The sequence below is a fragment of the Microvirga splendida genome, from assembly GCF_016427565.1.
Classification (GTDB): Bacteria; Pseudomonadota; Alphaproteobacteria; order Rhizobiales; family Beijerinckiaceae; genus Microvirga; species Microvirga splendida.
Genome location: NZ_JAELXT010000008.1, coordinates 81,518 through 99,516, shown reverse-complemented (window position 1 = coordinate 99,516; position 17,999 = coordinate 81,518). Strand labels below are relative to the sequence as shown.

Annotated in this window: 17 protein-coding genes; 8 read left to right on the top strand and 9 right to left on the bottom strand. The window is 63.4% G+C overall.

Annotation, left to right across the window (positions count from 1 at the left end; translation table 11 throughout):
* Nucleotides 1–3: 3 nt before the first annotated feature.
* The 4 genes from JAO75_RS10510 to JAO75_RS10495 all read right to left on the bottom strand — a co-directional run bounded on the left by JAO75_RS10510 (nucleotide 4) and on the right by JAO75_RS10495 (nucleotide 6,644).
* Nucleotides 4–1,164: a cystathionine gamma-synthase gene (locus JAO75_RS10510; protein WP_199048958.1), complete on the bottom strand. Its 1,161-nt coding sequence runs from the start codon at nucleotides 1,162–1,164 to the stop codon at nucleotides 4–6.
* Nucleotides 1,161–2,537, bottom strand: a complete 1,377-nt coding sequence (locus JAO75_RS10505) for a pyridoxal-phosphate dependent enzyme (RefSeq protein WP_199048956.1) — start codon at nucleotides 2,535–2,537, stop codon at nucleotides 1,161–1,163. The genes JAO75_RS10510 and JAO75_RS10505 overlap by 4 nt, the downstream gene beginning before the upstream one ends.
* Nucleotides 2,538–2,752: 215 nt before the next feature.
* On the bottom strand, nucleotides 2,753–5,866 hold the full coding sequence (locus JAO75_RS10500; protein ID WP_199048954.1) for a right-handed parallel beta-helix repeat-containing protein: 3,114 nt from the start codon (nucleotides 5,864–5,866) through the stop codon (nucleotides 2,753–2,755).
* Between the two features lie 466 nt (nucleotides 5,867–6,332).
* Complete coding sequence (locus tag JAO75_RS10495) at nucleotides 6,333–6,644, bottom strand: hypothetical protein (RefSeq protein ID WP_199048952.1); 312 nt, start codon at nucleotides 6,642–6,644, stop codon at nucleotides 6,333–6,335.
* A 121-nt stretch (nucleotides 6,645–6,765) separates the two neighbouring features.
* Here JAO75_RS10495 and galE point away from each other — a divergent pair, with 121 nt between their 5' ends.
* The 6 genes from galE (at nucleotide 6,766) to tyrS (ending at nucleotide 12,595) form a co-directional block, all read left to right on the top strand.
* Entirely contained in the window at nucleotides 6,766–7,758 is a 993-nt protein-coding gene (gene galE / locus JAO75_RS10490; RefSeq protein WP_199048950.1) for a UDP-glucose 4-epimerase GalE, read from the top strand.
* Nucleotides 7,759–7,867: 109 nt separating this feature from the next.
* Nucleotides 7,868–8,413, top strand: a complete 546-nt coding sequence (locus JAO75_RS10485; RefSeq protein ID WP_199048948.1) for a DoxX family protein — start codon at nucleotides 7,868–7,870, stop codon at nucleotides 8,411–8,413.
* A gap of 152 nt (nucleotides 8,414–8,565) precedes the next feature.
* Nucleotides 8,566–9,648: a LolA family protein gene (locus JAO75_RS10480; protein ID WP_199048946.1), complete on the top strand. Its 1,083-nt coding sequence runs from the start codon at nucleotides 8,566–8,568 to the stop codon at nucleotides 9,646–9,648.
* Nucleotides 9,649–9,781: 133 nt separating this feature from the next.
* Nucleotides 9,782–10,756, top strand: coding sequence for a phosphoribosylaminoimidazolesuccinocarboxamide synthase (locus JAO75_RS10475; RefSeq protein WP_199048944.1), 975 nt, complete (start codon nucleotides 9,782–9,784; stop codon nucleotides 10,754–10,756).
* A 34-nt stretch (nucleotides 10,757–10,790) separates the two neighbouring features.
* On the top strand, nucleotides 10,791–11,144 hold the full coding sequence (locus JAO75_RS10470; RefSeq protein ID WP_199048943.1) for a MafI2 family immunity protein: 354 nt from the start codon (nucleotides 10,791–10,793) through the stop codon (nucleotides 11,142–11,144).
* Between the two features lie 197 nt (nucleotides 11,145–11,341).
* Nucleotides 11,342–12,595, top strand: coding sequence for a tyrosine--tRNA ligase (tyrS, locus tag JAO75_RS10465; RefSeq protein ID WP_199048941.1), 1,254 nt, complete (start codon nucleotides 11,342–11,344; stop codon nucleotides 12,593–12,595).
* 3 nt (nucleotides 12,596–12,598) lie between these two features.
* On the opposite strand, the gene JAO75_RS10460 is transcribed toward tyrS, so the two are convergent.
* Both JAO75_RS10460 and JAO75_RS10455 read right to left on the bottom strand, forming a co-directional pair.
* Entirely contained in the window at nucleotides 12,599–13,462 is an 864-nt protein-coding gene (locus JAO75_RS10460) for an alpha/beta fold hydrolase (protein WP_199048939.1), read from the bottom strand.
* Between the two features lie 260 nt (nucleotides 13,463–13,722).
* Complete coding sequence (locus tag JAO75_RS10455; protein WP_199048937.1) at nucleotides 13,723–14,415, bottom strand: EAL domain-containing protein; 693 nt, start codon at nucleotides 14,413–14,415, stop codon at nucleotides 13,723–13,725.
* 273 nt (nucleotides 14,416–14,688) lie between these two features.
* On the opposite strand from JAO75_RS10455, the gene JAO75_RS10450 reads away from it, so the two are divergent.
* Complete coding sequence (locus tag JAO75_RS10450) at nucleotides 14,689–15,648, top strand: homocysteine S-methyltransferase family protein (RefSeq protein ID WP_199048935.1); 960 nt, start codon at nucleotides 14,689–14,691, stop codon at nucleotides 15,646–15,648.
* Here the strand turns inward: JAO75_RS10450 and JAO75_RS10445 are convergent.
* The 3 genes from JAO75_RS10445 to JAO75_RS10435 form a co-directional block, all read right to left on the bottom strand.
* Nucleotides 15,631–16,014: a DUF1622 domain-containing protein gene (locus JAO75_RS10445; RefSeq protein ID WP_199048933.1), complete on the bottom strand. Its 384-nt coding sequence runs from the start codon at nucleotides 16,012–16,014 to the stop codon at nucleotides 15,631–15,633. The genes JAO75_RS10450 and JAO75_RS10445 overlap by 18 nt on opposite strands.
* Before the next feature lie 73 nt (nucleotides 16,015–16,087).
* Nucleotides 16,088–16,291: a YgaP family membrane protein gene (locus JAO75_RS10440; RefSeq protein WP_199048931.1), complete on the bottom strand. Its 204-nt coding sequence runs from the start codon at nucleotides 16,289–16,291 to the stop codon at nucleotides 16,088–16,090.
* A gap of 115 nt (nucleotides 16,292–16,406) precedes the next feature.
* Entirely contained in the window at nucleotides 16,407–17,138 is a 732-nt protein-coding gene (locus JAO75_RS10435) for a L,D-transpeptidase (RefSeq protein WP_199048929.1), read from the bottom strand.
* Between the two features lie 258 nt (nucleotides 17,139–17,396).
* Here JAO75_RS10435 and JAO75_RS10430 point away from each other — a divergent pair, with 258 nt between their 5' ends.
* Entirely contained in the window at nucleotides 17,397–17,975 is a 579-nt protein-coding gene (locus JAO75_RS10430) for a tyrosine phosphatase family protein (protein WP_199048926.1), read from the top strand.
* Nucleotides 17,976–17,999: the final 24 nt, after the last annotated feature.

The window sequence follows — 17,999 nt, the reverse complement described above, 5'->3', positions numbered from 1 at the left end:
ATTCTACGAAAGCGCGGAGCGCAGATCCTCGATCAGGTCGTCCGCATCCTCGATGCCGACCGACAGGCGCACGAGCCCGTCGTCGATGCCGAGTTCGGCCCGCACCTCCGGCGGCACGGAGGCATGGGTCATGATCGCCGGGTGCTCGATGAGGCTTTCCACGCCCCCTAAGCTCTCCGCCAGGGTGAAGAGCTGGCAGCGCTCCAGGAAGCGCGTGGCCCCGTCGAGGCCGCCCTTGATGCGGGCCGTGATGATGCCGCCGAAGCCGCGCATCTGGCGCTTGGCGAGCTCATGCTGCGGATGCGAGGCGAGGCCCGGATAGATCACGCCGTCCACGCCTGGATGTGCTTCGAGGAATTGGGCGATCTTGAGCGCCGAGGTGCAGTGCCGCTCCATGCGCAGCGACAGGGTCTTCAGGCCGCGCAGCGCCAGGAAGCTGTCGAAAGGACCAGAGACGGAGCCAACGGCGTTCTGCAGGAACGCGATCTTCTCGCGGATCTCCTGGTTCTGTCCGACGATCACCACGCCGCCGACCATATCGGAATGGCCGTTGAGGTACTTCGTGGTGGAATGCACCACGATGTCGAAGCCGAACTCGAGCGGCCGCTGCACCCACGGGCTGGCGAAGGTATTGTCGGCCACGAGCCAGGTGCCATGCCCGCGCGTTGCCGTCGCAATCGCCTCGAGATCGGCGAGCTTGAGGAGCGGGTTGGTGGGCGTCTCGACCCAGACGAGCTTGGTGTTGGGGCGCAGAGCCGCCTTCACGGCTTCCGCATCGCCGAGATCGACATACGTGATGTCGAGCCCGGCCGATTTCCGGCGCACCCGCTCGAACAGGCGGCGCGTGCCGCCATAGAGATCGTCGGAGGCGACGATGTGCGAGCCGTGCTCCAGCATGTCGAGGATGGTCGCGCTGGCGGCAAGCCCCGAGGAGAAGGCGAAGGCTGCCGAGCCGCCTTCGAGATCCGCGATGCAGCGCTCGAAGGCCATGCGGGTCGGGTTCTGCGAGCGGGCATATTCGAAGCCCTTGTGAACGCCGGGGCTCTCCTGCGCGAAGGTCGAGGTTGCGTAGATCGGCATCATCACGGCGCCGGTGGTGGGATCCGGCGACTGGCCCGCATGGATGCAGCGGGTGGCGAAATCGAGCTGGTTGCGGGCGGTCATTGGGGCTGGATCCGGAAGAAGTTGATGAGGTCGATGCGGGTGGCGAGGCCGACGAAGGCATCGCCGTCCATGATCACCGGCACGAGACCGGCGGTGAAGAGGGGCAGAAGCTCCCGGACGGGAGCATCGGCTGCAATGGTCTGCAGGCGCGTGACCATGACATCGCGCACCGGCTTGTCGAACACGCTCTGCGGCGCGCCTTCGTTGGCCACCAGCGCATCGAGAATATCGCTCTCGTCGATGAGGCCGACCACACGGCCGTCGTCGATCACAGGCAACTGGGAGACATCGGAGGAGCGCATGCGCGCGAAGGCTGAGCGGAGGGTCTCGGTGGGCGAGACGAAGATGGTGGCGCCTTCGCCAAACGGGTTGATCACCACGTCCCGGACCGTGCCGGTCACCTTGCGGTCGAGCCAGCCTTCCTGTGCGATGAAGGCATCGTTGAACACCTTCGACAGATACTTGGCGCCCGTGTCGCAGACCAGGGTAACGACTCTCTTCGGCTCCGTCTGCTCACGGCAGTAACGCAGGGCTGCTGCCAGGAGCGTGCCGGAGGAGGAGCCCGCCAGAATGCCCTCCTTGCGCAGGAGTTCTCGGGCGGCCGAGAAGCTTTCCTTGTCGGTGATGGAGTAGGCCTTCTTCACCAAGGAGAGATCGCAGTTCGGCGGCACGAAGTCCTCGCCGATGCCCTCAACGGCCCAGGAGCCGGCCTCGATCATCTGCCCGGTCTCCACCAGCGGCGCGAGGATGGAGCCTGCCGGGTCGGCCAGCACCATGACTGTCTTGGGCGATGCTTTCTTGAGATAGCGCCCGACGCCGGTGAGCGTGCCGCCCGAGCCGACGCCGACCACGACCGCATCCACGTCTCCGTCCATCCCGTCCAGGATCTCCGGGCCGGTGCTCGCCTCGTGGGCGGCCGGGTTGGCCGGGTTCTCGAACTGGTTGATGTAGACGGCGCCGGGCGTCCTGGCGGTGATCGCTTGGGCGAGGTCCTGGTAGTAGTCCGGGTGACCCTTGCCCACGTCCGAGCGGGTGATGACCACCTCGGCGCCGAGGGCCTTGGCATGCAGCACCTTCTCGCGGGACATCTTGTCCGGCACCACGAGCAGCGTGCGGTAGCCCTTGCTGGCCCCGACCAGCGCGAGGCCGACGCCGGTGTTGCCGGCCGTTGCCTCGATGATGGTGCCGCCGGGCTTCAGGCGCCCGTCGGCTTCCGCCGCTTCGATCATGGCCCGGGCCGGCCGGTCCTTGATGGAGCCGCTGGGATTGGCGCTCTCCAGTTTGAGGAAAAGCCTGCACGGACCCGGGTCGAGACTCGTCACCTCGACGAGAGGGGTCCGGCCGATGAGGTCCAGGGCGCCATGCGCGGCCATATTAGCATCTTTCAGATGTGAAATATAATATTCTGTTTCTTTAGAATGTGAAACTTCCTCGTCTTTATAGAGGTCGATGATGGTTGTCACCTGTCCTTCCGATCACTCAACTGCGATCCGCCGGTTTGGTGGCAGGCACCCGGTGGCCGAAGTTCACGGGCGAAAACAAAAAGAGCCCCGGACCTTTCGGCCGGGGCTCTTCGAATGCGACTTCATCAAATGATGAAGAAGTCCTTGTAGGTGAGCTTGAGGTTCTTGCTCAGCTGAGCAAACTCCACCGCCTCCTTGGAGCCCGAGCCGTCCACGTCGTAGGAGAGCACGCCTGTCTTCTTGTTGTAGATCAGGTAATCGTCCCGCTCCCGAGCCTTGCCGCTGCTGGTGAAGAACTCCTTCTCCAGCTGCTTCGGATTGGAGAACGTTCCGCTGCCGAGCTCATCGAACACACGATTGTCGAGGAGGAAGCTGTCATACTTGACATTGAAGTCGACAACCTTGTCGAAGTTGACCTTGCGGTCCGACGAGGCGCTCCCGAGCTTTGTGTTGAACACGAAAGCATCGCTGCCGGAGCCGCCGTAGAGCCGGTCGTTGCCCGATCCGCCATTGACCGTGTCGTTTCCGGATCCGCCGTAGACCCTGTCATCACCCGAGTCGCCGTAGACCCTATCATCACCCGAGTCGCCGTAGACCCTGTCATCACCTGAGCCGCCATAAGCCCTGTCGTCTCCCGAGCCGCCATAGACTCTGTCATTGCCGGAGCCGCCATTGACGTAGTCGTCGCCGGAACTGCCATAGACTCGGTCGTTACCGCTGCTGCCGTACACTCTGTCGTTGCCGGAGCCACCATAGACCCTGTCATTGCCCGAGCTGCCGCTGACATAATCGTCGCCAGCGTCACCATAGACCTTGTCGTTGCCGGAGCCGCCCCAGAGGCTGTCATTGCCTCCGCGGCCCTTGATGGTGTCGTTGCCTCCCAGGCCTTTCATGCGGTCATCGACATTGTCGCTGCCGTTGAGGGTATTCGAGCCGGACGTTCCGTTGCGAGAGACGACCGGGTTGCCGGTGTTGCCGGGAGGAGGTGGGGGAGGAGGGGCAACCGGGTTCGGAACCCATGTGTCGCCAACAAGGCTACCATCCTTGAACTGCAGAACCTCGATGTTCAGCAAGGTGTCCGTACCCTCAGGGCCACCGGCGATGGTCCTGTTCGCAAGGGTGCCGCTGATCGCGTAGCTCGCCCGGTTTCCGGAGAGCTGAACCACATCGTTTCCTTCGCCGCCGTCCAAGGTATCGTTGCCGGCGCCGCCAAGAAGGGTGTCGTTGCCGCCATAGCCATACAGCTTGTTGTCCGTGCTGTTGCCGATAATGAGGTTGTTGAGCTGATTGCCTGCGCCGTCCTTTGCCCATTTCGTCAGCGGGTCACCGGGGTTGGCCGGGTCGAGCAGCCACAGGTTTTCCACGTTGGCGGCCAGGGGGCTGGAGATGGGAATGGAAATCGAGCTGAGGATGGTGTCGATCCCTTCTCCATCCGCTTCGATGACGATGTCCTGGGTGTGGTCGACATAGTAGCTGTCGTTACCCAAGCCGCCTTTCATTCTGTCGGCTCCTTCGGCGCCGTTCAGAACATTGTGCCCGGCATTGCCGTTCAACGTATTCGTGCCGCTGTTTCCTGTCGCAGTCAGGTTGGCTGTTCCCACCAGGGTCAGCTCTTCGACCTGAGACGTGAGCGTATAGCTGACGCCGGCGAAGACGTGATCGTAGCCGCCCAGGCCACCATTGGCTTTCTCGACGATCAGATCCCCAGCATCGTGGACGATATAGACATCGTTCCCATCGCCGCCCTGCAGGGTGTCGAGGCCATCGCCGCCGTAGAGCGTGTCCGCTCCGCCGAAGCTCTCGAGATTGTTATTGCCGGCGTTGCCGATCAGAACGTTGTCGAGTTCGTTGCCATAGCCGTTGATGGAGGCGGTGCCGGTCAACGTCAGGTTTTCGACGTTGGCTGCCAGGGTATGCTTGGCCGAGGCGAGGACAAGATCAATGCCTTCATTGGCATTCTCGATGATGGTGTCGCCATCCTTGTTGACGATGTAGGTATCGTCGCCCTTGCCGCCGGCCATCGTATCGACGCCACCGGAGCCGGTGAGCGTATCGTTGCCGTCGGTCGCAATGCCGCCCGTAGTGTTGCCTTCGACCACCGTTCCCGTCGGTCCGCCGGCAGTGTTCGTGGGCTCCTCGCGGATTGCGTAGCGCGCGTCCTCAGGGTTGATGATGTTGTTCAGGATCTTCGTGCCGACCGAGTAGTAATTCTTGATCGGGTTGGTCGCTGGATTGTTGTCGGGGTTGCCGTCCGGATAATCCTCTCGCAGGCGGATCTGGACCTCGTCATACTCACCCGGGATCTCCTGCGAATTCTTCGAAATCAGGCTGTCCTTGAGGATCGTGTTGGCAGAGCCCTCGATGCGCACGCCCTGGCGCATGTTGCCGTAGACCTCGACTCCGCTGATGGTCACATTGTCGGACAGCTTGACCAGAATACCCTCGCGGGTGTTGGCGTAATACTCTCCCCCGATGATCTGAACGTTGGTCACGTGGACGATTTCAGGCTCATCGCCGCGCTGGAGGTTGCCGCGCTGAATGACGATGCCCGCGCCGCCGGTTGCACCCAGGCCGTTGTGATGGGCGACGTTGTCTTTAAGAATGAGGTCGGACGAGGCGTTCTGAATGTTGAAGCCGTGGCGATCGTTGCTATAGGAGAGGTTGTTCTCGTAGACGCCACGCACGACGCCGTCCGCAACGAAGCCGTCAAGCCCGTTGCCGTAGGCGATGCAGTTCTTGACCGTCAGGTCGTACGTGATCTCATGAGGGTTGATGCCATAGGCCGTGCAGTTCCTGGCCTCGACGTTGTCGAGGGTGATGTTGGTCTGGACCTTGCCGGATTCTTCTTTCGTGCCGCAGATGAAGGCGGCCTGGTGCCCGATGTTGTTGGCCCGGTTGCCGTCGATGACCAGGTTGGAGATCGTAACGTTGTCGACGTTCTCCAGCGCCGTCCGCACGATGCCGTTCATACGGGCATCGAAGTTGTCCTCGAGCTTGACGACCGTATCGCGGTTGCCGGAGCCCGTCAGCGCGACACCCGACAGGAGTTCGATGGCGCCTTTCGAGGGATTCGTTCTGTCGCCCGTGACAACCCAGGTTCCGGCGCCGAGCTGCACGGTGACCTGACCTCCGTCAGGGTTATCCATGTACTGCTTGTTGGCGTCTGCGATGGCCTTCTGAATCCGCGCGACATTCTCGGCGGGATCGCTCGATGGATTATCTAGGAAGATGGTGGGCATTCGCGATATCCTTGTGCGCTCGAGGATGGATGCGTTGGGCCTAGGGCGAGCGTCATCGTCACCAGACAAGGGTCCGGTGCGCCTGACGCGAAGCGCCGTTCATGTTTGATGTCGCCTCTTATGGGCGGCTCTGCTCGATTGTGGGTTCGAGCCCGTCTGGCAAAGCGGGGGTGCCTCGACGTTTCGTGCCGGCACGGGCACTCAGGGAGGAATAGATCTCGTCCCGATCGTATTCATGAGCATAACGGCGTTTTCCTCATCGGTGACTGCCTGATTGCTCAGATTAAATAGGCATTACTGTAAAATCGGAATGGATGCATTTTGTATGTGCTGCGCAATTTGGAATTAGCCATTCCAGCACTTCATGCGAAGCTAATGCTCTAGAATTACCTCCTCTACCCCTAAAGGGTCGGATGCTTCGCTCTTGATGCGGAGGGCGCTTATTGCAAAGCTTGCCGGCCGGCTATTACTTGAGCATGTCGAAGAGCTGCCCCGAGCATTGGGCGACCAGGATCAGAAGAAGGATTCCGATGAACCACAGCCACGAGCCCGATCGCTGCGGTTGGGCCGGGCTCCGAGGCGAGGTCTCGATAGGGGCGCTGATGATGGGCACGGGAGGAGAGGGCAGGCGCTCGATCAGTTCGGCCGATGCGGCCGGAATGCTGCCCGCCAGCCCGATGAACCGAAAGCTGACCGGTATGCCGCCCACAAAGCCGACCTCGGCCGGCTGAATCGCGGTCTCGTAGCGAACCCACCAATATTCCTTACGATCGTCCATTCTGCATCCGTCCATGTCTGACAGGCTATTCTAACGTCTATCGGCCCCGGATTGATCTGGAAATCCAGGTGCAATAGAGCCACGATGCCAAAATGTTGAGCGGGCACCTCCAGGAGATTTCATGAACGTTCTCGTCACCGGCGGGGCTGGATATATCGGCGGCCATATGGTTCTGGCTCTTCTCGATGCCGGCCACAAGCCCGTCGTGTTCGACAACCTGTCGACCGGCTTTCGATGGTCCGTGCCGGAGGGAGTGCCTCTTGTCGTCGGCGATGTCGGCGATTTCGAGCTTGTCCTGCGCACCCTTCAGACGCACAGAATCGATGCCATCGCTCATTTCGCGGCCAAACTCGTCGTGCCCGAGTCCGTGGAGGATCCCCTCGGGTACTATCTGAACAACACCGTCAAAAGCCGCTCCCTCATGGCCGCGGCCGTCGCCGCAGGGATCAAGAAGTTCGTGTTCTCGTCGACGGCTGCGGTCTACGGCAACACCTCCGACAAGCCCATCGGCGAGGATGCGCCGCTGGCGCCTCTCTCTCCCTACGGCAGCTCCAAGCAGCTGACCGAGGTGATGCTGCGCGACGTCGCGGCCGCCCACGACATGCGCTACGTGATCCTGCGCTACTTCAACGTGGCGGGATGCGATCCCGCCATGCGCCACGGCCAGTCGACGGCCAATGCGACGCATCTCATCAAGGTGGCGATCCAGACCGCCCTCGGCATGCGTTCCCACATGGAGATCTTCGGCACCGACTACCCGACGCCGGATGGAACCGGGATCCGGGACTACATCCATGTCACCGACCTGATCGCGGCGCATGTGCTGGCCCTGAACCATCTCGGCGACGGTGGCGAGAGCATGGTGGTGAACTGCGGCTATGGGCACGGATACTCCGTGTCGGAGGTCATCGAGACCGTCCGCAAGGTCTCCGGAAAGCCCGTGGAGGCGCGCTACGGACCCCGCAGGGCCGGCGATCCGGTGACCATCGTGGCGGATTCGACCCGCATCCGCTCCCGCCTGGGATGGCAGCCGCGCCATGACGACCTCGCCACCATCGTGGAGCACTCCCTGCGCTGGGAGAGCATGCTGCGGGAAAGAAATCTCAAGCTGTAGAGAGCGGTGGATCGCTCTCCTGCCGCTAAGAACAGGTTAAGAACCTGTCCTTCAAATGCTCCTCGGACAGCGGCCGATTCCCGGCCGGCGCGATGGAGAGGGCAGAGGCATGGACAGGGGTGCGGGCATCAACGGAGTTCTGCTGCTGAACCGCCTTCTGCTGGCAGGCTGCTTTCTGCCGGCGGCCATCGGACGCGCCACGAACATCTCCGGCTTCGCCGCCACGCTGACGATGAAGGGCATGCCCTATGCGGATGTGGTGGCGACCCTGGTCGTCCTGGCGGAGGTCTTCGGGCCTCTGGCCCTGGTTCTCGGCCTCGCTCCGCGCCTGAGCACCTCGGCCCTGATCGCCGCCCTTGTCATCACGACCGGAACCCTGCACCGGTTCTGGGATTACGGCGGCCTCACGCGCCAAGCCGAGCAGGCCGTGTTCCTGTCGCATCTCGGGGTCCTGGCCGGGCTCCTTTTCTATGCTCTCACCGGGCCCGGCGCCTGGAGTTGGCAGGCTCTGTGGAGGGGCATCGGCGCGCAGGCGAAGCCCGCCAAGGGCAAGAAGCGGCAGCCTTCCCGCCCGCGAGCCCCCAAGCCCCCAAAGTCCAAGGCTGCGCCTGCCCGCCAAGCCATGGATGATGACGAACTGGCGGATGCCGCCTGAGGGGCGGCATTGCCTTCGGCCGCCCTGGACACGAATCGCTTTCACGGCCAAGGTTCCTGCCTTCATTCAGCCTCTTATCCGAGCCATAAATCCTTGCCAGGCCGTGCTTTTGCGCACCGGCCTTCGTGCATTTTCAGGTTAGCAGTGGCGTCATGCTTCATTCGTCCTCGCGTTGCATTCTCGGTCTTGCCCTCGCCCTGGCGTGCGTGTCTCCAGCGGCCGCTCAGCAGCCCTCCGATCCATTGACCCGTTTCCTCGACGGCATCTTCAAGAAGCCGGCGCCTCCGGTGAGCGCCCCTCAGGCTGCTCCCCAGGCAGAGCCGGCTCCACCGGCCGTCGCCCGGCCGAGCCCGCAGGCTCAGCCCCGTCCGCTACCGAGAGCCGCTGCCCCGAAGCCACAGGCTCCCGCAGCGCAGAGGGCCGCACAGCCGCAGGCCCAGCCGAAGCCCGAGCCCCAGAGGGCAGCGAAGCCTCAGCCCGCGCCCGCCGTCGAGGCCAAGCCGGCTGCGCCCGAGCCCGAGAAGCCGGCTCCCACGCCGCCCGTCCAGACGGCGGGGCCGCCCAAGCCTGCCGAGTTGCCCAAGCCTGCCGCGCCGGTCCAGGCGAAGGTTGTCGAGCCGCCGAAGCCCGCCCGCTCCACCCCGGCTCCCGCTGCACCCGCCGCGACGGCTGTCGCCGCGCCCGCGTCGGCCCCGACGCCGACCTCGCCGCCCGGGCCGAAATCTCCCGAGGAGGCCCTCGACCGGGTGAACGCCTATTTCAACAGCCTCGACCAGATGTCGGCCTATTTCGTGCAGAAGAACCCCAACGGCCAGCAGGCGGAGGGCACGCTCTCCCTGCGCCGCCCGGGCCAGTTCCACTTCGCCTATTCGCCGCCGAGCACCCTTGAGGTGATCTCGGATGGGCGCAACGTGGCGATCCGCGACAAGAAGCTCGGCACCAATGACGTCTACCCGGTCGGCCAAACGCCCCTGAAGTTCCTCGTGCAGGACAACATCGACCTCGCGCGCGACACCAAGGTGCGGGACGTGCAGGTGGGCCGCGACGGCATCGTGACCGTCCGCTTCGACGACAGCGCGACCCTCGGCGGCACGTCCAAGATCACGCTTCGCTTCGACACCCGGACCAATGCGCTGAAAGCGTGGACCATCGTCGACGCCCAGGGCTACGAGACCACCGTGACCTTGTCTGGCCTCAACGCCACCTATCGCAAGGACGCCCGGGCCGGCCAGTAGGGGCAAAGAGCCGGGTCGTTCTGGTGGACAGGGCAGGTTTTTGGCCGCCGGGGCCTAGCACGGGCGCAATTTCCGGCTAGAACTCCGCCTGCCGCCGTTCCCGCGCGGCGCGTGAAACCCTTGGCAGGTGAGCATGGTGGATAAAGCAGCCCTTGGAGCCTATGCCGGCTATGTCCTCGAGGACGCGACCATCCCGGAACTGCCGAACCACTACCGCGGCAAGGTGCGCGACAACTACGACCTGCCCGACGGGCGGCGCATCATCATCGCGTCCGACCGCCTGAGCGCCTTCGACCGGAACCTCGCGGCCATTCCGCTGAAAGGCCAGGTGCTGACGCAGACGGCGAAGTTCTGGTTCGAGAAGACCGCCGACATCTGCCCCAACCACGTGATCGAATACCCCGATCCAAACGTGCTGATCGGGCGCCGGCTCACCATCATGCCCGTCGAGATCGTGGTGCGCGACTATCTCGCCGGCACCACGGGCACCTCGATCCTCTCCCTCTACAAGAAGGGCGAGCGCGAGATGTACGGCATGCGTCTGCCGGATGGCATGCGCGACAACGAGAAGCTGCCGCACACCGTCATCACGCCGACGAGCAAGGCTTTCCACGGCGGCCATGACGAGCCCCTGACTCCCGCCGAGATCGTCGGGCAGGGGCTGCTGAGCGAGGAGCAGTGGCGCACGGTCTCCGACTACGCCCTTGCGCTGTTCGCGAAGGGGCGGGAGATGGCCCGTGAACGCGGCCTCATCCTCGTCGATACGAAATACGAGTTCGGCATCGACGAGAACGGCACCATCATGATCGCCGACGAGATCCACACCCCGGACTCGAGCCGCTACTGGTTCTTGGAGAGCTATCAGCAGCGTTTCGAGGCAGGAGAGCGCCCCGAAAGCTTCGACAAGGACTTCGTCCGCACCTGGGTGGTGGCGCGCTGCGATCCCTACAAGGACGAGATCCCCGCAATCCCGCAGGATGTGGTTCTGGAGACCTCGCGGGTCTATATCGACGCCTTCGAGCGGATCACGGGACAAACCTTCGCCCTGCCGGATCCGAACGTGCCGGTGCTGGAGCGGGTGCGGAGCAATTTGAAGGGGTATTTCTAAGGCAGTATGCTAAGTTGTTAAGTAATCGGATCAGATGAACAAGAAAACAGAGCTTGAACAAGAGCTAAGGCTCATTCTGCAGACAGCGCTACTTGGCGAGATTATACCTCAAATAATCTTCGTAACTGGCTCTATATCTGGAGAGTGGGTCAAGCTCCGCTTTCATCTTGATAGGCCAATCAGCGAGACTGATCGTAACGATCTTGATGCTGTCAGCACGGAAGTGATCTCTCACTATAAGCCACCGATGAAGACTGAAACAATCTTTTCTTTCGGTTCTGATTTCGACCGCCCTGATAGTCACGAAACGCTCGTCTATCTCAGAAAAAGAATCGGACAGTATTTTGATACTCAGGTCTTCGGTAGCGGTCCGCAAAAAGTAAATTGACGAGATGCGCCGATTTCTCGTAGAACCATGAACATGATCACCGGTCGCACCAATTTCACGAACTATTTTACGCCGTCCCCATAGGGCGGCTCCGTTCGGTTGCGACCAAACGTTCGATGCCGCCGCTCTCCGGCGGCATCTTCATTTGGTGATCAGGTCTCCGGGCAGCGGCTTCCGCTAAACCCCAGGAGACAGACATGAGCACCCCGAAGTCCGAATTCCTGAAGACGCTCATCGAGCGCGGCTTCATCCATCAATGCACCGATCTGACGGCTCTCGACGAGCGGCTCTCGGCCGGGCCGGTCGCGGCCTATATCGGCTTCGACGCCACGGCCGACAGCCTGCATGTGGGCAGCCTCGTGCAGATCATGGCCCTGCGCTGGCTGCAGAAGTGCGGCCATAAACCGGTGGTGCTCATCGGCGGCGGCACCTCGCAGATCGGCGATCCGAGCTTCCGTGATGCGGGCCGGCCACTGCTCGACGGTGAGCAGATCGCCCGGAACGCTGCGGGCTTGAGGCAGGTCTTCTCCCGTTACCTCGCCTTCGGCAATGGCCCGACCGATGCGGTGATGGTGGACAATGCGGATTGGCTCGATCCCTTGCGCTACCTGCCTTTCCTGCGCGATTTCGGCACGCATTTCACCATCAACCGGATGCTGAGCTTCGACAGCGTGCGCCTGCGGCTCGAGCGCGAGCAGCCGCTCACGCTGCTCGAGTTCAACTACATGGTGCTCCAGGCCTTCGACTTCCTGGAACTGTCGCGACATCACGGCTGCGTGCTGCAGATGGGCGGCTCGGACCAGTGGGGCAACATCGTCAACGGCATCGAGCTCGGCCGCCGCATCGACCAGCGCCAGCTCTTCGGCCTGACGACGCCGCTCATCACCACCTCCGCCGGGACGAAGATGGGCAAGACCGCAAGCGGTGCGACGTGGCTCAATGCCGACCGCCTGAGCCCCTACGAGTTCTGGCAGTTCTGGCGCAATGTCGAGGATGACGACGTCGCCCGCTTCCTGCGGCTCTTCACCGAACTGCCCCTCGACGAGGTGCAGCGGCTCGGGCAGCTGAAGGGCGCCGAGATCAACGAGGCGAAGCAGGTCCTGGCCACAGAGGCGACGCGGCTTGCCCACGGCGATGAGGCCGCACGCGAGGCTGCGGACACCGCACGCCGCGCCTTCGGGGAGGGTGAGAATGCCGCCGGCCTTCCGAGCGTCGGCCTCTCCCGGTCCGAGTTCGATTCCGGCGTCACCGTCGCGCAGCTTCTCGTCCGGGCGGGCCTGTCCGCCTCCCGCAGCGAAGCCCGCCGTCTCGTGCTCAACAACGGGGCGAGACTCAACGGCGCGCTCGTGCAGGATGCGGAAGCGCCCGTCAGCGCCGCCGATCTCGCCGACGGAGCCCTGAAGCTCACCGCCGGCAAGAAGCGGCACGTTCTGGTGCAGGTGGGTGATTGAGGTTCATGGAGGAGCGGCCGCCTGATACGGGCCGCCGCTCCTGCGCGGCGGATGCAGCTCGAGGAACGCCTTCGCCGCCTTCGCGACGCTGCGGGCCCGCTCGACCGGGAGCATGTGGGTCTCCCGTTCGAACAGCTTCAGCTGCGCGCTTGGGATCAGGCGCGCGGTCTCCGCCATGGCGTCTACGTCGAAGAACGGATCCTTCGTGCCGCCGACGATCAGCGTGGGAGCCCGGATGCCGGTGAGCCACGTGGGATCCTGCCCGAAATCCTCGCCCGCGACGGCATGGAGCCCGCGCACGATGGTGGCGGGATCGTTCATCGTCTCGTGCAGGCGATGACGCTCCTGGCGAAAACGGGCGCGAAGGAGCCAGTTGAGCCAGGGGCGGCGGAACACGAGGCCGAACTCTTCGAGAAAACCCTCGAAGTCGCCCCGCCAGGCGCATTCGATCTGCCGGTCGATGCTGCAGCGGCCCGCGGGCGAGAAGCGGTGCGCGCTCACCAGCAGGATCAACTGGTCCACGAGGCCGGGATGCGCCGCCGCGAGCCGCGCGGCGACGAAGCCGCCGAAGGAGATGCCCATGACGGCGGCAGGGCCGATCTCATCCTGCAGGATGCGCGCGATGTCCTCCACGATGGCGCCGATGCCGTGATCGGCCGGGGGGGAGGGCTCGTAACCCAGGATGTAGACCGTTCTGTTGCGGGGCAGAAGACGCGCGATGCGTTTCGCATCGCGCAGGGCGCGGGCCGGTGTGGGGCGTCTGACGAAAGCCTGCCCGCCGTTGAGCACGACGATGGGGTTGGGTCCCGAACCGGCCCGTACATACGGGATCTTGTTCAGGAAAAGACCTGATTGGAAATCCTTCATGGTGGATCTGCGAATGTCGGAAGCAGCCGCGCCGGACCTTTTCGGGTCTCACGTGAACAGCTGCTGTTGTCGAAATCATCTGCCCGCAGGGGGCCGCCATGAGGTCAGGCGGCAGGCTGCGTCAGCCATGCGGCTGAAGCGCCAGAAGAGGGCAGGAATGGAGCCGACGGACACTGGAAGAGTGGCGGCGGCTGGCGGCCGGGACAGCGTTCGTAATCCCGGCGCGCCGAGGCGTCAACCGTGTTTGCCGCCCAATTGGGTCAGACGCTGAAAGAAACCGCGGGAAGGCTTTCGACGGCGGGGCGTGCGAACAGGAAGCCCTGAAACAGGTCGATGCCTGCGCTCTTCAAGGTTGCGAGCTCCGCCTCCGTCTCAATGCCCTCGGCGACGATCGTGATGTCGAGGGCGCGGGCCATCACCAGGATGCCGGACAGGATCGCCTGACGGGCTGCGGAATCCGCAATCCCGCGGATGAGCTCCATGTCGATCTTGATGAGGTCCGTCTGGAAGTTGGCGAGAAGATTCAGGCCCGCGTGGCCCGCACCGAAATCGTCGATGGCGGTGATGAAGCCGAGACGCCGGTATTCCGCGACGATCCTGGCGACGTGTTTCGTGTCCACCATGCGCTCGTTCTCGGTGAACTCGAACATGATGCGCTTCATATCGAAGCCCACGCGCCGTGCCGTCTCAAGGGACGTCCTGATGCAGGCGGCCGGCTCATAGACGGCATTCGGCATGAAGTTGATGGAGAGCTTCGTGTCCTCCGCTGCCGGAAACAGGCGTCCTGCCAGTTCGATGGCCTTCACGCGGCAGGCCTGGTCGAACTTGTATTGGCTCTCCTCATCGACCTGGCACAGGATCGCCCCGGCGGACTCGCCCTTGGTGCCGCGCACGAGCGCCTCATAGCCCCAGACGGCACCTCGGGTTATGTCGATGATGGGATGGAAGGCCATGGTGAAATCGAACGGGAGCGGTTCGCTGGTCCGGCATCCCTGGCATCCTAGTCGTGTGTCGTTCACAGGCGCTTCCGTGCAGATATTGCAGAGTTTGAAAGATGAGTATGGGCAATACTTCTTGCGAATGACCTAACGCGCCAGAAGAGAAAGTCTCGCGATCATCTGTGATTTATCTCACATCATGCATCGGTAAGGCGCTGTAGGGTTGCGAACAGCTTAAAGGGTTGGGTGACACCGTAGCATCGGCGTGAGCACAAGGGAGATGCTTCCATGACCAGCAGCCGCTTTGCCTTTCCTCCGTCCGACCAGGCTATTTTTCTGACCGACGGCGGCCTCGAAACAGCGCTCGTGTTTCTCGAAGGCATCGATCTTCCCTGTTTCGCGGCCTTTCCTCTGCTGCGCAGCGAGGAGGGGCGGGCGAGGCTCGAGACGTATTTCGCTCCGTTCATCCGCACGGCCGTGGAGCGGGACGTCGGGTTCATCCTCGACACGCCGACATGGCGGGCCAATCCGGACTGGGCCGCGAAGCTGAACGTTTCTCCCGGGGATCTGATGGAGGTCAATCGGGAGGCCGTGCTCTGGGCGACTCACCTTCGTGACAGGCTCTCCGACAGCAGGGAGCGGGTTTTCATCAACGGCGCGATCGGTCCGCGGGGCGACGGCTACAGGGCCGACGCGCAGATGAAGGCGGAGGAGGCGCAGGCCTATCACGCGCTGCAGGTCGAAGCCTTCCGCGAGGCAGGAGCGGACCTGGTGAGCGCCATCACCATGAACTATGCCGAGGAGGCGATCGGCATCGTCCGGGCGGCGGAAGCCCTTGGCCTTCCCGTGGTAGTCTCGTTCACCGTCGAGACGGACGGCAGGCTGGCATCGGGAGAAACCCTCCAGTCTGCCATCGAGCGAACCGATCGGGAGACCGGTCATACGCCGGCCTACTACATGATCAATTGCGCACACCCGACCCATTTCGACGGGGTTCTGGACGGACGAGACGATTGGACCCGACGCATCCGCGGCCTGCGCGCCAACGCTTCGGCCAAATCCCATGCCGAACTCGATGAATCCACCGAGCTCGATCCTGGCGATCCGGTCGATCTGGCCCAGCGCTACAGGGATCTGCGCCGGCGCATGCCCCATCTGTCGGTGCTCGGCGGATGCTGCGGGACGGATCACCGCCACATCGCGGCGATCTGCGAGGCCTGTGTTCCCGCCTTAGGACGAGCGGCTTGAGGAACGTTCGCTTTCTCCCTTGTGCCGGTCCCAGGGCCAGCGCCCTTCGATTTCCACTTCGAGGGAGAAGCTCAGAAAGGTTCGGATCAAGACGATTCCGCCGAGGACAAGGAGACTCTGGAGCGTTGGATCGATGGCCACCGTGTTGATGATGTCAGCCGCAACCAGAAACTCGAGCCCGAGCAGGATGGCTCGCCCTACGTTGGATCGGTAGAGGCCGAAAGCTTCAAGGCCGGAGCGCCCCTGCAGCACCTGCCAGAGAACGGCGATGGTTGCTCCCAGAAGCCCAAGGACGATGACGGCGATCCCGCCGATCTCGATGGCGCGCGTGATCAAGTGCAGCGCCGGAGAAAACGACTCTTCCATGAAGGCTCCTATGACTCTGTCCAGCACAGAGTCATAGGACAGCGCACTGAAGCCTCCAGAGGCAGGGCGAGACTCAGGTGAAGCCGGGCTTGCTCGGCAGACCCATGCGCTTGAACATCATCACCACTGGGCACAGGCCCGTAAACGAGGCCTGCACCAGATGGGCGCCGAGGATGCCGGTGAGCCAGAGCCAGTTGATGTTGACGTAGACGGCGAGCAGGACGCTGACGATGATGAGCCCGCCGACGGTCAGAAGGATCGCGCGTTCGACTGTCATGACCATGCCTCCAGCAGAGACAGGATGATCCTACACACGCGAGGCAACGGGTCACCTAAGAAAAAGGGCTAGCCGGCGGCTAGCCCTTTGCTCCGTTCGGGGCGGTGCGGGTGTGTCAATACGCCGACGATACCCGCAACTCGTCACCCACATCGAAGAGGCGCTGGCCCTGCAGCACGACCACGGGCGAGCCGACCGGCACGCGATTGTAGAGGTCGATAATGTCCTGGTTGAACAGGCGGATGCAGCCGCTCGATACGGATTGTCCGATGGACCATGGCTCGGTCGTGCCATGAATTCGATACATCGTATCGCGGCCGTCGTCATAGAGATAAAGCGCGCGCGGGCCGAGCGGGTTGTCCAGCCCGCCTTCCATGCCGCCGGCCCAGCGGGCGTTGCGCTCCGGCTCGCGCTTGATCATCGCGGCGGTCGGGGTCCAGCGCGGCCAAGCGGCCTTGCGGCCGACGCGGGCGCGACCGCCCCAGGCCAGGCCTTCCTTGCCGACGCCGATGCCGTAGCGGATCGCGCGGCCGCCCTCGCGCACGAGGTAGAGATAGCGGGATGCGGTGTCGACCACGATGGTGCCGGGCTCCTCGCGACCGTAATAGGCGACCTCGCGGCGCAGGAAGCGGGGGTCGACCTCGGAGATGTCGGTGGCCGGGAGCGGATGGGGCTCATCGGGGCGCGGCCCATACATCGCCGCATAGACAGGATCGATGCGGCGCACGGCCTGTTGCTGAGGGGGCTGGGTGGAAACGCACGCCGCCAGGGCTACGGGAAGAAGCAGGACAAGGGCGCGAACGGCTCTGCGCAACAGGAATCGGCTCGGGGCCAGTGCAGCAAACATCAGTGGGGGAACCTGCAGTTTCTGGTTATTGGCTTCATCCACCGACCCTTGCAGGCGTCGGCGGCACTCCTCAAGAGACATAGTCCCGGCGGTGACGAGAAGGTGGATCTTCGGTGGCCGAAATGTGGCAGAGACCCGTTGTGGTTTGCAAGACACAGTGTTTTGATCGATGCGACCCAATCCGGCAGCCGTGAGTTAACGTCTCGAAAAGATCCGCTAGGGTCTCCGTCCCGATTCAGCTTTCGAGCGAGTGCTTTGATGCAGCCCCCTTCCATCCAGATGCTCACGATCTGCGGCATCTCGGAACTGCCGGACCAGCGCGAGCGGTCCGTGACCCACGTGCTGTCGATCCTCGATCCGGATCATCCGGATCCCGAGGCTTTCGAGGCCTACGATCCTCACCACAGGACGATCCTGCGCTTCCATGACATCATCAACCCGACACAGGGAATGATCCTGCCGGAGCCCGAGCATGTGGAGGCGGTGCTGCGCTTCGGGGACGAGGTGGCGGCGGGCCGTGCCGGGACGGTCGAGGGGCATCTGCTCGTCCACTGCCACATGGGCGTGTCCCGCTCGACGGCGGCGATGCTGACGCTGCTGGCGCAGACGCACCCGGAGGAGAGCGAGGATCGCCTCTTCGAGCGCCTGGTCGAGATCCGCTCTCAGGCATGGCCGAACTCCCGCATGATCGAGTTTGCCGACGACCTGCTGTCGCGCAACGGGCGGCTCGTCGATTCGCTGCGCCGCCATTACGGCCGACAGATTCAGCGTATTCCGCGCTACGAGCAGCTCATGCGCGATCTCGGCCGCAGCCGCGAGGTGGAGATGGCGGCTTGAGCGCAGGCGCCATCCGCACGGCGT

What these genes read in the sequence shown, in the direction of transcription:
- JAO75_RS10510 (WP_199048958.1), bottom strand. Translation starts at nt 1,164, where the DNA reads ATGACCGCCCGCAACCAGCTCGATTTCGCCACCCGCTGCATCCATGCG.
- JAO75_RS10505 (WP_199048956.1), bottom strand. Translation starts at nt 2,537, where the DNA reads ATGGCCGCGCATGGCGCCCTGGACCTCATCGGCCGGACCCCTCTCGTC.
- JAO75_RS10500 (WP_199048954.1), bottom strand. Translation starts at nt 5,866, where the DNA reads ATGCCCACCATCTTCCTAGATAATCCATCGAGCGATCCCGCCGAGAAT.
- JAO75_RS10495 (WP_199048952.1), bottom strand. Translation starts at nt 6,644, where the DNA reads ATGGACGATCGTAAGGAATATTGGTGGGTTCGCTACGAGACCGCGATT.
- galE (WP_199048950.1), top strand. Translation starts at nt 6,766, where the DNA reads ATGAACGTTCTCGTCACCGGCGGGGCTGGATATATCGGCGGCCATATG.
- JAO75_RS10485 (WP_199048948.1), top strand. Translation starts at nt 7,868, where the DNA reads ATGGACAGGGGTGCGGGCATCAACGGAGTTCTGCTGCTGAACCGCCTT.
- JAO75_RS10480 (WP_199048946.1), top strand. Translation starts at nt 8,566, where the DNA reads ATGCTTCATTCGTCCTCGCGTTGCATTCTCGGTCTTGCCCTCGCCCTG.
- JAO75_RS10475 (WP_199048944.1), top strand. Translation starts at nt 9,782, where the DNA reads ATGGTGGATAAAGCAGCCCTTGGAGCCTATGCCGGCTATGTCCTCGAG.
- JAO75_RS10470 (WP_199048943.1), top strand. Translation starts at nt 10,791, where the DNA reads ATGAACAAGAAAACAGAGCTTGAACAAGAGCTAAGGCTCATTCTGCAG.
- tyrS (WP_199048941.1), top strand. Translation starts at nt 11,342, where the DNA reads ATGAGCACCCCGAAGTCCGAATTCCTGAAGACGCTCATCGAGCGCGGC.
- JAO75_RS10460 (WP_199048939.1), bottom strand. Translation starts at nt 13,462, where the DNA reads ATGAAGGATTTCCAATCAGGTCTTTTCCTGAACAAGATCCCGTATGTA.
- JAO75_RS10455 (WP_199048937.1), bottom strand. Translation starts at nt 14,415, where the DNA reads ATGGCCTTCCATCCCATCATCGACATAACCCGAGGTGCCGTCTGGGGC.
- JAO75_RS10450 (WP_199048935.1), top strand. Translation starts at nt 14,689, where the DNA reads ATGACCAGCAGCCGCTTTGCCTTTCCTCCGTCCGACCAGGCTATTTTT.
- JAO75_RS10445 (WP_199048933.1), bottom strand. Translation starts at nt 16,014, where the DNA reads ATGGAAGAGTCGTTTTCTCCGGCGCTGCACTTGATCACGCGCGCCATC.
- JAO75_RS10440 (WP_199048931.1), bottom strand. Translation starts at nt 16,291, where the DNA reads ATGACAGTCGAACGCGCGATCCTTCTGACCGTCGGCGGGCTCATCATC.
- JAO75_RS10435 (WP_199048929.1), bottom strand. Translation starts at nt 17,138, where the DNA reads ATGTTTGCTGCACTGGCCCCGAGCCGATTCCTGTTGCGCAGAGCCGTT.
- JAO75_RS10430 (WP_199048926.1), top strand. Translation starts at nt 17,397, where the DNA reads ATGCAGCCCCCTTCCATCCAGATGCTCACGATCTGCGGCATCTCGGAA.